The following is a 14,564-nucleotide window of genomic DNA, read 5'->3' as shown; positions in this document are numbered from 1 at the left end:
CGCGTGGACGGCTTAGGACAGTGCATGTTCCGTCCAGGCGCGACCCGTTCCCACCGGGGCGGGGGCGGAGCACAGTAGCGGTGTCGGCAGAGCGCGGACGCCGGCAGAAAACCCGGGAAAGCAATCCCGAAGAAATCCCACCACTTACGAGGAGAATTCCAGTGCCGGTCGCCCGCGTCTCCAAGTTCCTCGCTTTCTCGCTCGCCGCAATTGCCACCCTGGCCTTTTCCGCGACAACGGTGGAACACTCCGGAAATCTCGCCGACGGCACCGGCGCCGGTCAGGTCGCGCAGACCGCGACGGCCACCCCGGGCCCGGGCGCCGCCCCGAACGGCGACGTCACCTGGGGCGGCTGAGCCCCCGCACGACACCGACGAGCACACATCCGACCGACACTCACGGGGGTGAAGACGATGGAATACCTGGTCCTGGGCGCGCTGGAGACGCGTCAGGGCGGCGTCCTGGTGGACGTCCGGGGCATGCGGCAGCAGAGACTCCTGGCGCTGTTGCTCCTGAACGCCGGCCGGGTGGTGCCGATGGACTTCCTGGTGGACGAGCTGTGGGAGGACCCGCCGCCGTCGGCCAGACCGCAGGTGCACAACGCGATCCGCGACCTGAGACGGGTGCTGGCCGCCGGCGAGCACCGGCTGGTGACGGTCGACGTCGGGTACCGGCTGGCCGTGCCCGAGGACGCGGTGGACGCGCACCGCTTCACCCGCAAGGTCCGCGAGGCCCGGGCCGCCGAACGCGACGGGCAGGTCCTGGAGGCGATCCGGCTGCTGCAGTCCGCGGTGGACCTGTGGCGCGGCGACGCCTTCGCCGGCATCCACTGCCCCGCGGTGACCAGCGCCGCCGTGAAGCTGAACGAGCAGCGGCTGACCGCACTCGAGGACCTGATGGCGCTGCGCCTGAAGGTCGGCGAAACCTCCTCGCTGGTCGGCGAGTTGACGGCGCTGCTGGCCGAGTACCCGCTGCGCGACTCGCTGCGGCGGAGCCTGATGACGGCACTGTGCCGCAGCGGCCGGCAGGCGCACGCGCTCGCCGTGTACGACGAGGGCCGCCGCTTCCTGGCGGACGAACTCGGCCTGGAGCCGAGCCCCCAACTGCGGGCGCTGCAGGCGGAGATCCTCGCGGACGCGCCCGGCGTGCACGACACCCCCGGCCAGGTCGGCGAACCGGTCACGACGCGGCCGCCGGCCGGCAGCGACCCGGCGCCCGGCCAGCGGCCGAACTGCCTGCCGCACGACCTCTCCGACTTCACCGGCCGGACCGGCGAACTCGTCCTGCTCCAGGAGGCGGTGTCCCAGCGGACGGCCGGAGCTCCGCTGATGCTGTCCATCGACGGCATGGGCGGTGTCGGCAAGACCACCCTCGCGGTGCGCCTGGCGCACCGGGTGACCAGCGACTTCCCCGACGGCCAGTTCTTCGCCGCGCTGGACGGCTTCGACGAGTCCAAGCCGCCGGTACCGCCCGCCCAGGCGCTGGCCTCGCTGCTGCGCGCCGACGGCGTGCGGCCCGAGCGGATCCCGGCCTCGCTGGAGGAGCGCTCCGCGCTGTGGCGCTCCCGGCTGGCCGGCCGGCGCTGCCTGCTGGTGCTGGACGACGCGGCGGCGACCGCCCAGGTGCGCCCGCTGCTGCCCGGCGCCGGCGAGACCCTGGTGCTGGTGACCAGCCGGCGCAAACTGAGCGCGCTGGACGGCTCGGTGGCGCTGCCGCTGGACGTGCTGCCGCCGGGTGACGCGGTGGAGCTGATCGCCCGGATCGCCGGGGAGCGCCGGGTGGCGCGGGAGCCGGTCCGGGCGGCGGAGGCAGCGGCACTGTGCGGCTACCTGCCCCTGGCGGTGCGGATCGCCGCGACCCGCCTGCGGGACCGTCCGGCGTGGTCGGTGGCCGACCTGGTGGAGCGGCTGGCCGACCCGGAGCGGCGGGCGCGCTGCCTGCGCACCGGGGACCGCGACCTGATGGCGCTGCTGCGCGCGTCCTACCAGTACCTGGACCGGGCCCAGCAGCGGTTCAGCTGCTTGATGAGCCGTCAGCCCGCCGGGTCGTTCGACGTGGACCGGGCGGCGGCGGTGACCGGGCTGAGCGCGGACGAGGTGGAGTGCTGCCTGGACGCGCTGTTCGAGAACAACCTGATCCGGCAGGAGGGGGCGGCGCTGTTCTCGTTCCACAGCCTGGTCCGGGACTGCTCGCGGCTGCTGCCCGAGCCGTCGGACGGGGCCGGTGCCCCGGCCGCACCGGCGGACCGTCAGCTGCTGGTGACAGCCTGAGGACGGGTGGATTTCCGAACGTTTCACGGGCCGTGTCCGGGCCGTTGTTGTCCGGACACGTTTCCGGAATGTGCGGGTCAGGGTGTGGTTGCCCGGTGTCAGTAAGCTCAGGAAATCATGTAGACCTACTTACTGGCGCTGATCGAACGGGGACCGATCCATGCTGGACGTTCTGGGGCTCGACGCGGAGGCCGAGTCCATCTACCGCCGGATGCTCGCCGACCCGCGGGCCGGGGTCATGGCGCTGGCCACAGCCCTGTGCCTCACCGAGGACAGAGTGCGCACCGGACTCGACCGGCTCAGCGAACTGGCCCTGATCCAGCCGTCCGCCCGCGAGGGAATCGGGTTCCGGGCGGTCGGCCCGGAGACCGCGATGGAGGTGCTGCTGGCCCGCCAGCAGGCCGAGCTGGCGGCCCAACAGTTGCGGATAGAGGCATCGCGGGCCGCGGCGGCCCAACTGATCGCGGAGTGCTCGGCGTTCCGGCCGACCGCCACCGACGCGGCGTCCGAGCAGCTGGACGGCCCGGAGACGATCCGCGAGCGGCTGGCCGAACTGGCCGGATCGGTGCGCTGCGAGGTGGCGACCTTCGCCCCCGGCGGCGCCCACACCGAGGAGGACCTGCGGGCCAGCCGGCAGCCGAACGCGGCGCTGCTGGAGCGCGGGGTGCAGATGCGCACCGTCTACCTGGACAGCGTCCGCAACCACCGGCCCACCCTGGACCACGTCACCTGGCTGAACCTGCAGGGCGGCCAGGTCCGGACGGTGCCCGAACTCCCCATCCGCATGATCATCTTCGACCGCCAGCAGGCGGTCCTGCCGATCGACACCGACAACGCCCGGGCCGGCGCGGTGGTACTGCGCGGCGCCGGCACGGTGGCCGCGCTGTGCGCGCTGTTCGAGGGCGTGTGGGCCAGTGCGATCCCGGTCGGCGACGCGCCCAAGTGCGACGAGAACGAGATGCCGCCGCACGAGCTGGCGGTGCTGAAGATGCTCGCCCAGGGCCACACCGACGAGGCGATAGCCAAGCGGATGGGCGTCTCCCCGCGCACCGCCCGCCGGTTCGCCGCCAACCTGATGGAACGTCTGGACGCCCGCAGCCGCTTCGAGGCCGGGGTGCACGCCGTCCAGGACGGCTGGCTCCCCGCCACGCGCTAGGCCTGTCCGGCGGGATCGGCCGGACAGGCCTTGTGGGCGTCGCGCTGGCGGTTCGTCACGCCGTCGCGGCTTGGCGGTTCGTCACGCCGTCGCGGCTTGGCGCTTCTTCTCCCGGCGGTCCGCGAGGAGGAGCGCCAGTGCGGGCAGCAGCGTCACCCCGTACACCCCGAGCAGCCAGCCGAAGGAATGCGCGAACGCGGCCGGCACCATGCCGTGGTGGCTGCGGGCGGAGTCGGTGAGCACCACGGTGACCACCGCGATGGCCAGCGCGCCGCCGATCCGCTGGGTCAGGTTGAGCTGCGCGGAGGCGTCCGGGATGGACTCCTGACGGATCGACTGGAACGCCCGCGTCATGGTCGGCACGATGGTCAGGCCGGTGCCCAGGCCGCGGACCACCAGGCTGCCGCAGATCAGCCAGTACGGGGTGGTGCCGGTCAGGCCGGTCATCGGAACGGTGGCGATCATCGTCAGGCAGATGCCGATCAGCACCGTCGCGCCGCCGCCGATCTTCCGCAGCAGCACCCGGGACAGCCAGGCGGCGGTCACCACGCCCAGGCCGCCGACGGACATCAGCAGGCCGGTGGTCACCGCGGACTCGCCGCGGGCGTCCTCGAAGTACAGCGGGATCAGCATCATCGGCGAGTACAGGACGAAGCCCAGGCAGAAGATGTTCACCACCGCGGTCGCGTACACCGGGATGCGGAACAGCCGCAGGTCGAGCAGCGGGAACTTCGCCTTCAGCTCACGCACCACGAACACCGCCGCACCGACCACCGCCAGGCCCAGCGGCACCAGCAGCGAGGCGCTCACCTCGGCGCCGCGCTCGGCGTACGCGTGGATGGCCAGCACCAGAGAGACGGTCGCGGTCGCCGAGGAGACCAGGCCCAGCAGGTCCAGCGGCTTGGCGCTGCCGGCCGGCGGGGCGTCCTTGCGGACCCAGCGCAGGGTGGCGGCCAGCAGGATCGCGCAGAACGGGATGTTCACCACGTACACCGCGGACCAGCCGCCCCAGGCGACCAGCAGACCGCCGATGGTCGGGCCGAGCAGCGGACTGATCAGCATCACCGAACCGTTCAGGCCCTGGATCTTGGCCAGGTGCTCGCGCGGCACACCGCGGGTCAGCAGGATCGTCGACGCCGGGGTCAGGATGCCCGCCGCCGCACCGGACAGGCCGCGGGCCGCGATCAGCTGGTCCAGCGACTGGGCGGCGGCGCAGCCCAGCGAACCCAGCGCGAACAGCGCCGTCGCCGCGGCGAACACCCGCTTGGTGCCGAACCGGGTGGCCAGCCAGCCGGTGGCGGGCATCGTCGCCGCCAGCGCCAGCAGGTAGGCCGTCACCACCCACTGCACCTGGTTGATGCCGCCGAACCGGGCGGTGGTCTCCTGCATGGAGACGTTGACGATGGTGGTGTCCAGCAGCGCGATGAACCCGCCGGCGATGGCGGCGGCCATGGTGATCAGCGCGGCCTTGGACGGGGCGTCCTGGGGCGGGGCGTCCTGGGGCGGGCCGGCCTGGGGCGGGGCGGCGTCGGCCTTCGGGGCCTCGGTCTGCGCGGTGGTGGCCGGCGTCTCGGGCTCGGCCGCGGCGACCGCGACGGTCTCCTCGACCACCGGCTTGGACTCGGCGGGCTTCGGGGCGGCGGCAGTGGTCGGCTTCGCGGCGGTGGGCTTCGCGGCGGCGGTGGGCTTCGCGGCGGGCTTGCGCGCCGGACCCGGCTTGCGGCGGGCCGTGCCCTTGACCGCGTTCACCGTGGTGCGGGCGGGCTGCTTGGTGGGCATCTTCGCAGGTCCTTCATCAGCGGGAGGGAGGAGGGGTGCCGGGTCAGTCGGTGGCGAGCAGGGCGCGTTCGACCTCGTCGAGGACGGCCTCGGCGGCCGGACGGGCGTCGGGCCGGTTGCGGCAGGACAGCGTGAGTTCGGTGCGGCCGTCGAGCTGGCAGGTGCTCAGGAACATCTCGGCGTACGGGACGAGCATCGGCAGCGTGTAGTACTCGGTGGGACGGAACTGCGCGGTGCGGTACAGCTCGGTGTCGATCCGGCCGTGGTCGGTGAGGATCGCGGTGCACGGGAAGCGGGTGCCGTCCAGTTCCTGGGCCTCCCGCAGCGAGTTCGCGAACGGGTTGCTGCGCAGGAAGTCCCGTTCCAGGGCGGCGACTTCGCGCTTGCGGAGCATGGCTGCGAGCAGCTGGCTGTGCAGCCGGTTCCAGCGGTCCTCACGGTGCAGATCGAGCACCAGCTGGGAAGTCAGGTTGGCGGTGGAGCGCACCTCGCGGTCGTGCCGGCGCAGGTCCACCGGGATGATCAGGCGACCGGATTCGGCGGCCAGCAGGCGGGACACCGCGGCACCGATCCGGGCGGTGGCGGCGGACGGCGTGGCCGCGACCGAGCGGCGCAGCCAGAGCGCCGTCCCGTCGGCGGGCCCCTGCCCGAGGATCGCCGGGTACCCCTCCACCCGGGCCGGGACGGGGGCGGCCGGGACGGGGGCGGCGGCGGTGCGGAAGTGGGTGTCGTCGACGGTGGAGTCCGCGCCGAGCAGGCTCTCGCCGCGCAGCGCGCGGAACAGGTCCTCGATCCAGTAGCGCAGGCCGCGGCCGTCGGTGACGATGTGGCTGGCCCGCACCACCAGTCGGGTGGTCACCGGCCCGTTGGCGAGGCCCAGTTCGCAGACCGGCCCCGCCACCACGTCCAGGTCGCGGTGGAAGAACGGGTGCTCGAACCCGGCGTCGGCGGGCAGCTCGGTGATCGGCGGGAGGGTGTCCTCGGCCCGCCAGTTGGGACCCTTGCGACGGACCGCGAGACCGGGGTTGACGGCGGTGGACTGCCGTACCGCGTCGGCGAGTTGCTCCGGGTCGATGCGGCCCTCGCCCTCGATCACCATCTGGATCAGCTGCGGGGTGCCGGTGGCATTGGCGTTCAGGTAGCCGCGCTCGATCTGGGAGATCCGCCGGGTGTAGGCCCGGGCCGGGGCGGCGGTGGCGGTGGCCGTGGCGGTCATGCGGCAGGCTCCAGAGTGAGGGCTTCGGTGCGGACGGCGGGGAGTACGAACTTCGGCGCCGGGCGGTCGACGGAACGGCGCTGCGGTGCGGCCGGGCGGCCTCGCCGCGAGCGGCTGCGGGCGGCGGCGACGGTGCCGAAGTCGCGTTGCGCGCAGGCGGGTTCGAACTGCTCGGCGCGGGCTGCGGCGAACTCCGGTGCCGAGGTGGCGAGTTCGAGCTTCGACGCTGGTCCGCCTCGCCGCGAGCGGCTGCGGGCGTCGGGGACGGCGATGAAGTCGCGTTGCGCGCGGGCGGGTTCGAACTGCGGGGCGTGGACTGCGGCGAACTCCGGTGCCGAGGTGGCGAGTTCGAGCTTCGACGCTGGTCCGCCTCGCCGCGAGCGGCTGCGGGCGTCGGGGACGGTGCCGAAGCCGCGCTGCGCGCCACCGAGTTCGGGCCGCCGGGCGCGGGTCGCGGCGACGGTCCCGAAGCCGCGCTGTGCGCCACCGAGTTCGGGCCGCCGAGTGCAGGCCGCGGCGACGGCGCCGAAGCCGCGCTGCGCGCCACCGAGCTCGGGCCGCCGAGTGCGGGTCGCGGCGACGGTGCCGAAGCCGCGCTGCGCGCCACCGAGTTCGGACCGCCGGCTGCGGGTCGCGGTGGCGGTCATGCGACGAGCTCCAGGGCCGGGGCGACGACGCCCTCGGCGGGTTCGGGCAGGCAGTCCCACTGGGCGCAGGTGCGTGCCACGACCTGGCGCCGCGCGCTGCCGGGTTCGGCCGGCGTCGGGGCCGGGCCGGAGTCCGTCTGCGGGTCGACGGGTTCGGCCGAGCAGTCCCATCGCGGGCAGGTGCGGGCCACGACGGCTTCCGCCCCGGGCCGGGGGTGGGCCGTGGCGGTCATGCGGCGGCCTCCGGGGTGAGTGCTTCGGTGCGGGTGGCGGGGGCGGTCGGGTTCGGCTGCCACCACCAGCGGACGGCGGCGGGGGCGTCGGTGGCGAGGGCGAGGTGCAGGCCGTGGCCGAGGTCGGCGGAGCGGATCAGGTGGCCGGTGTTGGTGGGCCGCCAGCCCGGTCGCCAGTCCGGGAGCCGGACGCCCGCGAAGGTCTCCTTGCGCAGGTGGGAGGCCTTGATCAGGGCCTCGCACTCGGCGAAGTCCCGCATGGTGGCGGGTTCGCCGTCGGGGCGGCCGAGCAGCGCGCCCAGCCACTGCATCGCGTACGGGCGGTCCCGGTGGTCCTGCAGGTCCACGCCGACGGTCTGGTCGGAGACCAGTGCCACCGTGGAGTAGGTGGCGCAGTGCGCGACCGAGGCGGTCAGGCCGAGGGCCGGGACGCTCCACCGCCGGTGCTCGTCGCGGGCCAGTTCGCGGGGCCGCAGCCGGACCCCGTACAGGCTGGCCACCGCCTCGGTGATCAGCCACCGGCCGGCGTCGTTCAGGCGGTTGCCCATCCGGTCGCGCGGCAGGTTGGGGTGGTGGGTGACGAGGCAGTCGATGGTTGCCTCGTCGTCCTGGCTGATCTGCGGGGCGGGCGCGCCGGCCGTGATCTCCGTCGCCGCCCGGGCCTGCGGGCGGTGTGCCGGGGTGGGTGCCGGGCCGCCGCCCGGCACCCGGCCGGAGTTCGGTGCCCCGCCGGGCCCCGAGTCCGGCGTCCTGAACCGGCCGTCCGTCGGCGCCAGGTCGGTCTCCGGGCGCTGTTCCTCGGTCAGCCAGTCCCCGGCGGCCCGGGCGGCCGGCACGGGGCCGGTGCCCGGGCCGGCCACCGGCCCCGCCGCGGCGAGTACCGGGCCCAGTCGGCCGGCCCAGCCGAGCGTCACCAGGTCCGTCTCCGGACGCTGTTCCTCCGTCAGCCAGTCCCCGGCGGCCCGCAGGGCCGTGCGCACGGTGCCCATCACGGCCTCGCGTCGAACACCGCGGCTGCGTAGGAGCCGCCGTAGGCGAAGCTGGAGAGCAGCAGGCGTCCGGCGGGGGCGTCCCCGGCGAGGGCGGCGACCAGGCCGAGGGCGCCGGCCGAGCCGTAGGTCTCGCCGAGCAGCGCCTTGGGGGTGACCGTGGGGCGGTCGGAGAGGCCGGCCAGGGCCAGGGCGCGGGACTGGGCGACGTCGACCAGGCGGTAGCCGGAGGCGGCGGAGACCACGGTGTCGATCTGCTCGGGCGTGGAGTCGGCCTCGGCGAGGGCGCCGCGCAGGGCGCGGGCCCAGGCTTCGCCGTCGCGGCCGATCCGTCCGATGCCGGCCGGTTCGCCGGAGGCTCCGAAGCCCCGGACGTCGGCCAGGACGTTCGCGCCGCGGGCGGCGGCGGAGGCCTCGGACTCCAGCAGGATCGCGGCCGCGCCCTCGGAGAGCACGGTGCCGGTGCCGCGGCCGGGCTCGATGTGCGCGGTCTTGGCGTATCCGGGCAGTCGGGCCTGGGTGGCCAGGGCCTGCTCGGGGAACTCGTCGGCGACCACGACCATGATCCGGTCGGCCATGCCGCGGGCGATCACCCGGGCGGCCAGCTGGAGCGCGAGGACGGAGGAGGTGCCGCCGTTGGCGATGGTGGCGGTGTAGCCGCGGTAGCGGTGCAGCATGCCGACGTGTCCGGCGGCGGCGTTGACGACGGTGTTGGCGAAGGTCGCCGGGTTGGCGCCGGTGATGCCCTTCTCGATGACGCCGCGGTGGAAGTCGAGCACCGAGGTGACGGGGCCGTAGCCGGTGGCGAACACGATGCCGGTGCCTTCGGCCTCGGCGCGGGACGGCTTGCCGTGCCGCTCGTACAGGTCGCCGACGGCGCCGGCGGCGAGCACGCCCAGCGGGTCCATCCGGCGGGCCTTGCTGGGGTTGAGGCGCTTGGCGACGGCCTTGACGTCGATCCGGCCGATCGGGCGCTCGCCGATGCCGGCGACCTGCTCCAGGGTGTCGAAGCCGACCTTTCCGGCGGCGAGCGCGGCGGTCAGTTCCTCGGTGGAGGCGGACGAGCCGGCCAGTCCCGCGACGCCGGTGACCACGACGTGGTGCACGGGCTGCGTGCGCCGGGCCGAACGGGCGGGCCGGCCGGGCTTGTTGAGGACGACGGTGGCGTTGTTGCCGCCGAACGCGAAGGAGTTGGAGGCGACCACCTCGAGCGGGGCGGGCCGCCCGGTGTTCGGGACAATGTCCAGCCCGAACGGGGAGTCGACGCCGCGGGTGCTGAGCGTCGGCGGGATGACGCCCCGGTCGATCGCCATGGTGGAGACGATCGCCTCCACCGCGCCGGCCGCGCCCAGGGTGTGGCCGAGCATCGACTTGGTGGAGCTGGCGGGCGGCACCTCGGCGCCGAAGAGCAGCTTCACGGCCTTGGGCTCGGACACGTCGTTGGCGGGGGTGCCGGTGCCGTGCAGGTTGACGTAGTCGACGTCCTCGGGCGCCAGGCCGGCGGTCTGCAGGGCCTGGGCCATCGCCGCGGCCGCGCCCTTGCCGCTCGGGTCGGGGGCGGTCTGGTGGTAGCCGTCGCAGGAGAGGCCGTAGCCGCCGAGTTCGGCGAGCGGGGCGGCGCCGCGTTCGGCGGCCCGTTCGGCGGACTCCAGCACCATGAAGCCGGCGCCCTCGCCGAGGGTGAGCCCGGTGGAGGCGGACATCGGCGCGCACGGCTCGGGGTCGAGCGCGCCGAGGGCGGAGAAGCCGTACGCGGAGAGCTGGGCCAGCGGGTCGACGCCGCCGCAGATGACGTAGTCGACCTCGCCCTTCCAGAGCAGTTCGGCCGCGTAGCCGAGGGCGACCGCGCTGGCGGCGCAGGCGTTGGAGAGGACCACGCGGGGGCCGCGCAGGTCGAACTCGGCGGCGATGTAGTCGCCCACGCAGGGGAGTTGGGAGGCGGCGGCCTGGACGGCGTCCAGCACGCCGTCCTTCACCAGGCCGCGGTGCACGGTCTCCAAGGTGGGCATCGCGCCGAGGCTGGAGCCGACCACCACGGCGACCCGGTCGCGGTCCACGGTGTCCAGGTCGAGGCTGGAGCTGCGCAGTGCCTCGCGGATCGCGGTGGCCGCCAGCGCGTAGCAGCGGTCCAGGTCGGCGGGCTGCTCGGCGGTGACCATGCCGGCCCAGTCGGTGAGCAGCTCGGTGGTAGGGAAGAGGGTGTTGGTGCGGATGCCGGAGACGCCCTGGGAGATCGACGCCCAGCTCTTCTCCACGTCATCGCCGGCGCCGGTGATCAGCCCGAGGCCCGTGAGGGCGATGCGTTCGGTGGTCTTGGTCATCAGTGGATCCGGGTGGTGAGCGAGCGGGCGATGACGCGGGGCTGGGTGACGGTGCGCACCGGGGTGTCGGCGCCGTCCTCGTTGGCGGCGGTGAGCTCCAGGCCGGGGACCCAGAACGGGGCGTCCAGCTTGGCGACGATCAGTTCCTCGTCGGCGTTGGCGGACGGGGCCTGCCAGATGACGGTGCCGATCTGCTGCCCGCCGGCGGTGACGGGGGTGCCGACGGTGAAGGCGGCGCCGGCCGGGGCGGCCAGGGCGGTGATCTTGGCGTTCTCGGCGGTGGGCTTGACCAGCTCCTCGGAGCCGAGGAACTCGCCGATGCGGTTCCAGTCGACCATCCAGGCCAGGTCGGCCTCGTGCACCGGCAGGCCGGCGAAGCCCGCGGCGTAGACGGCCATGCCGGCCTCGGCCTGGACGCGGGCCAGGCCCTCGTCGCCGACCTCGGCGCCGCCCTGGGCGAGCACCGCCTCGACGGCGGCGGCGTGGCCGGCCTCGGGGGCGTTGGACAGCAGCAGGTAGCCGTACTCGCCGGTGGTGCCGACCCGGGCGAGGTGGGCGAGCGCGGCGGGCTCGCCGGGGACGGCGGACTCGGTGACGCCGTGCAGGGTCAGGCCGGAGATGTCGAACTCGACGAACGCGGCGGCCGCGGCCCAGGCGGTCGGGCCCTCGAACGCGGTGGCGCCCCAGCCCTCGGGGGCGACCTCGACGGTGACGTCGGCCGGGGCCTCCAGGGCCTCCAGGTAGCCGGTCAGGGCCTCGGCGGAGACGGGGGTGCGGGGCAGCAGCCAGGAGTCGTCGCCGATCTCGAAGTGCAGCAGGATCGCGAACGGCGAGCCGTCCTGGTTCAGCGCCAGCGCCTCGCGGACGGTGTCCGGCTCGACGTACTCGCTGGACTTGGCGAGGAACAGGTCGAGGAACTCGTAGCGGTCGCCGCCGGAGATCCGGACCAGCGGGGCGGTGATCGGGTAGACGCCGATGGCGGTGCGGACGGTGGTGTAGTCGTCCTGCGCGGTGCGCACGGCAACGGTGGTGGTCATGGCTCTGGTGGTCCTTTCGAGGGTTTTCGACGGGTGTCAGATCGCGGGTGCGGGGTGGACGGACAGCTGCCAGGCGGCCTCGGTGGCGGCCGTCGCGCAGCCGATCAGCAGTCCGGAGGAGGTGGTGCGCAGGACGATTTCCGGCGCTCCGGGCCCGCCGGCGGCGGGTGCGAGGTGCAGCCAGTGGCCGCTGGTGAGGCGGATCGCCGCGGCGGAGGCCCAGACCTGTCGGAAGGCGGTGGAGTCGAGCTCGTGGCGCTGTCCGGCGGAGTGCAGCACCACGGGGGTGCCGGCCGGGGTGTCCGGGGTGAGCCAGAGCACCGTCTCCTCGTCCGCGCCGGGGGCGTGGATGTCGATCCGGACCGGCTCGGCGGCCTGCTCGGGGGCGGTGACCTCCCAGCTGATCCGCTCCTGCGGGGCGGCCAGGCCGAGCGGGTGCTTCTGCTCCCACTCGCGGACGGTCGGGACGCCCCAGCCGAGGCCGGTGGCGAGGCTGTGCCGGTGGTGCTCCAGGGTGACCCAGGCGCCTGCGCTCCAGCGCGGGTTGCAGCCGAAGGCGCGGGTGCGGGGGGCGGGGCTGCGCAGCACCTTCTTGCCGTTCTCGGTCCAGGAGGTGATGCCGCCGGCGTTCGCCTTGACGGTCAACTTCCGTTCGCCGGTGGCGGGTTCGGCCGTTGCGGTGCTGCGGGGGGTGGTGTCGTGGTCGGCGCCGGTGCGGAGTTCGGTGCGCAGCCGGGCGGTGCCGTCGGCGTCGGGCTCCAGGTGGCGTTCGACCAGGGTGGTGTGGATCAGCCGGACCGGGCGGCCGGCCGGGAGGGTGATCCGGGTGCTGCCGTCGGTCCAGTCGAGGGTGGATCCGGCGGGTGCGGTCTGCGCGGCCGCGACCACCTCGGAGGTGTCGCGGACGCCGATGCCGGTGCCGATCAGGTGCTGGGCGGCGTCGGTGTCGGGGCCGGTCAGGGTGAAGTCGCCCTGGCGGAGTCCGACGGTCTGGAAGATCCGGCCGGGCCGGGTGGTGTACGTGAACTGCTGGTCCAGCACGCCCTGGTGGAGCGTGAGGGTGCCGGTGACCTGGTTGCCGCCGGACCTCTCGCGGACCTGCACGCCGTGCTCGACGGGGTGGATCTCCAGGTCGCGGGCCTGGCCTTCGCGCCAGCCGGCCGAGCGGTCGGCCTCGGCGCTGGGCCAGGTGGAGACGAACACCGGCCCGTGGTGGCCCTCGGCGTGCACGGTGAGGGTGCCTTCGGCGGCGTCCAGCTCGGCGGTGAGGCCGCTGTCGCCGAAGCGGTGCGGCTCGGCCGGCTGCTGGATCCGGACCTCGTACGGCGGTTCGGCGATCTTCAGCGGCCGGGTGGCGCCCTCGGGGGTGGTGAGGGCCGCTTCCAGCATCAGGCCGCGGTCCACGTCGATGGTGGCGGTGAGCTTGAACTCGCCGAGGGCCAGAGCGTAGGCGACGGTGCGGATTCCGTCCACCACCCGTACGTCGGACCGGAGTTCGTCGTCGCGGCCGCCGGCGACGTTGCCGAAGCTGCTGAGCTGGCCGAGTGCGGCCAGCGCCTCGGGGTCGAGGTCGTGGAAGACGCTGCGCAGGATCAGCGGGATGTAGTTGTGCAGCTCGACGTTGCCGTCCTCGCCGGGGACGGTCTCGCCGACCGACACGCAGCCGACCCGCCGGTAGAGCTTGAAGGCGACGGTGTTGGCCGGGTTGACGGTCAGTCGGAGCACCAGGCAACCGCAGCGCATCATCCATTCGACGGCTTCGGTGAACAGCCGTCCGGTGATGACGCCGTTGCGGTAGGCCGGGGCGACGAAGAACATGTCGGCGATGAGTTCGCCGGCCCGGGCGGAGCGGCGTCCGGTGCTGTGGAACAGCCCGAAGGTGCCCACCACCCGGTCGTCGTCGACGGCGATCAGGAACGTCGCGGTGTCGCGCTCGGCGAGTTCGCGTTCCAGTTCGCCGCCGGTGATTCCGCCCGCCACCGGGTTGGGGTTGTCGCGGTGACGGTTGTAGAGCTCGGCGATGTCATGCGCGTCGCCCTCCTGGTACGGGCGGATCGTGATGGACATTCCACACCTCCTTGTCTGCTCCCTGAGGGCAGGTCAGCCCTTGCGTTCGGTGGTGACGATCAACGAGCCGGCGGCGGCGAGTTCGGTGCCGACGGTGGCGCGGACGGAGACGGAGCGCAGGCCGCCGAGCTTCTGGCCGAGCTTGGCCTCCAGGGTGAGCTGGTCGCCGGGGACGACCAGCCGGGAGAACTTCATCGAGCTGATCGAGCCGAGGTAGCCGACGCTGGCCGACGGGTCTCCCTCGGCGGGGGCCGGAGACTCCAGCAGTTCGGCGACGTAGACCACGGCCACCAGCTGGGCCATCGCCTCGACGATCATCACGCCGGGCATGATCGAGTGGTCGGGGTAGTGGCCGGCGAAGAACGGCTCGTTCACCGAGACGCTCTTGATGCCGCGTCCGGAGACGCCGGGGACCACGTCGTAGGCGCGGTCGATCATCAGCATCGGCCAGCGGTGCGGGAGCATCCGCTTGATGTCGTCGGAGGAGTAGGCGAAGCCCTTGCTCGGCTTCTCCTTGGCGACCGGCCGGGTGGGTGCGACGGCGGTGGCCATGGTCAGACCTCGCGGGCTTCGATGAAGTCGACCAGGGCGTTGATGGAGCCGAAGGCCTCGAAGTCGTCGTCGCTGATCAGCACGTCGTACTCGTTGTTGATCATGACGACGATCTCGAGGGTGTCCAGCGAGTCCATCTCCAGGCCGCGGCCGAACAGCGGCTGGTTGTCGGAGACGACCTCGGCCTCGGCGTCCAGGCCCAGGCGGTCGATGATCATCGACTTGATCTTGAGGTTCTTCTCCAGGCGCTGCTCGGCCTGGGTCCGGACGTCCTCGAAGGTGGCGGTGGACATGGTG

13 protein-coding genes are annotated in these 14,564 nt (G+C 73.6%); 3 read left to right on the top strand and 10 right to left on the bottom strand.

What is annotated here, in order from left to right; translation table 11 throughout:
• Window positions 1-161 precede the first annotated feature (161 nt).
• The 3 genes from ACFYS8_RS14615 to ACFYS8_RS14605 all read left to right on the top strand — a co-directional run bounded on the left by ACFYS8_RS14615 (window position 162) and on the right by ACFYS8_RS14605 (window position 3,426).
• Window positions 162-356, top strand: coding sequence for a hypothetical protein (locus ACFYS8_RS14615; RefSeq protein WP_387640560.1), 195 nt, complete (start codon window positions 162-164; stop codon window positions 354-356).
• 57 nt (window positions 357-413) lie between these two features.
• Window positions 414-2,270, top strand: coding sequence for a BTAD domain-containing putative transcriptional regulator (locus tag ACFYS8_RS14610; RefSeq protein ID WP_387640736.1), 1,857 nt, complete (start codon window positions 414-416; stop codon window positions 2,268-2,270).
• A 160-nt stretch (window positions 2,271-2,430) separates the two neighbouring features.
• A complete protein-coding gene (locus tag ACFYS8_RS14605; RefSeq protein WP_387640557.1) occupies window positions 2,431-3,426 on the top strand; it encodes a LuxR C-terminal-related transcriptional regulator in 996 nt (331 codons plus the stop codon).
• Window positions 3,427-3,507: 81 nt separating this feature from the next.
• Here the strand turns inward: ACFYS8_RS14605 and ACFYS8_RS14600 are convergent, their stop codons facing one another.
• The 10 genes from ACFYS8_RS14600 to ACFYS8_RS14555 are packed head-to-tail and all read right to left on the bottom strand — an operon-like array spanning window position 3,508 to window position 14,560.
• Window positions 3,508-5,205: a DHA2 family efflux MFS transporter permease subunit gene (locus tag ACFYS8_RS14600; RefSeq protein ID WP_387640554.1), complete on the bottom strand. Its 1,698-nt coding sequence runs from the start codon at window positions 5,203-5,205 to the stop codon at window positions 3,508-3,510.
• Window positions 5,206-5,248: 43 nt separating this feature from the next.
• Window positions 5,249-6,421, bottom strand: a complete 1,173-nt coding sequence (locus ACFYS8_RS14595) for a hypothetical protein (protein ID WP_387640551.1) — start codon at window positions 6,419-6,421, stop codon at window positions 5,249-5,251.
• Window positions 6,418-7,068, bottom strand: coding sequence for a hypothetical protein (locus ACFYS8_RS14590; RefSeq protein WP_387640549.1), 651 nt, complete (start codon window positions 7,066-7,068; stop codon window positions 6,418-6,420). The genes ACFYS8_RS14595 and ACFYS8_RS14590 overlap by 4 nt, the downstream gene beginning before the upstream one ends.
• Complete coding sequence (locus tag ACFYS8_RS14585) at window positions 7,065-7,301, bottom strand: hypothetical protein (RefSeq protein ID WP_387640548.1); 237 nt, start codon at window positions 7,299-7,301, stop codon at window positions 7,065-7,067. The genes ACFYS8_RS14590 and ACFYS8_RS14585 overlap by 4 nt, the downstream gene beginning before the upstream one ends.
• Entirely contained in the window at window positions 7,298-8,281 is a 984-nt protein-coding gene (locus ACFYS8_RS14580; RefSeq protein ID WP_387640546.1) for a hypothetical protein, read from the bottom strand. The genes ACFYS8_RS14585 and ACFYS8_RS14580 overlap by 4 nt, the downstream gene beginning before the upstream one ends.
• An 8-nt stretch (window positions 8,282-8,289) precedes the next feature.
• Complete coding sequence (locus ACFYS8_RS14575; RefSeq protein ID WP_387640544.1) at window positions 8,290-10,611, bottom strand: beta-ketoacyl synthase N-terminal-like domain-containing protein; 2,322 nt, start codon at window positions 10,609-10,611, stop codon at window positions 8,290-8,292.
• Window positions 10,611-11,648 carry an aminomethyl transferase family protein gene (locus ACFYS8_RS14570; RefSeq protein WP_387640542.1) on the bottom strand — a complete coding sequence of 346 codons (1,038 nt, stop codon included), beginning with the start codon at window positions 11,646-11,648 and terminating at the stop codon, window positions 10,611-10,613. The genes ACFYS8_RS14575 and ACFYS8_RS14570 overlap by 1 nt, the downstream gene beginning before the upstream one ends.
• A 36-nt stretch (window positions 11,649-11,684) precedes the next feature.
• Window positions 11,685-13,715 (bottom strand): GNAT family N-acetyltransferase, encoded by a 2,031-nt coding sequence (locus ACFYS8_RS14565; RefSeq protein WP_387640540.1) that lies wholly within the window; start codon window positions 13,713-13,715, stop codon window positions 11,685-11,687.
• Between the two features lie 33 nt (window positions 13,716-13,748).
• A complete protein-coding gene (gene fabZ / locus ACFYS8_RS14560) occupies window positions 13,749-14,267 on the bottom strand; it encodes a 3-hydroxyacyl-ACP dehydratase FabZ (protein WP_387640537.1) in 519 nt (172 codons plus the stop codon).
• A 2-nt stretch (window positions 14,268-14,269) separates the two neighbouring features.
• Complete coding sequence (locus ACFYS8_RS14555) at window positions 14,270-14,560, bottom strand: acyl carrier protein (RefSeq protein ID WP_035864774.1); 291 nt, start codon at window positions 14,558-14,560, stop codon at window positions 14,270-14,272.
• Between the last annotated feature and the right edge of the window lie 4 nt (window positions 14,561-14,564).

The sequence above is a fragment of the Kitasatospora sp. NPDC004615 genome (genome assembly GCF_042873545.1).
Taxonomy (GTDB): Bacteria; Actinomycetota; Actinomycetes; order Streptomycetales; family Streptomycetaceae; genus Kitasatospora.
The sequence above is the reverse complement of the archived record's forward strand: the minus strand, read 5'-3'. Positions and strand labels throughout refer to the sequence as shown.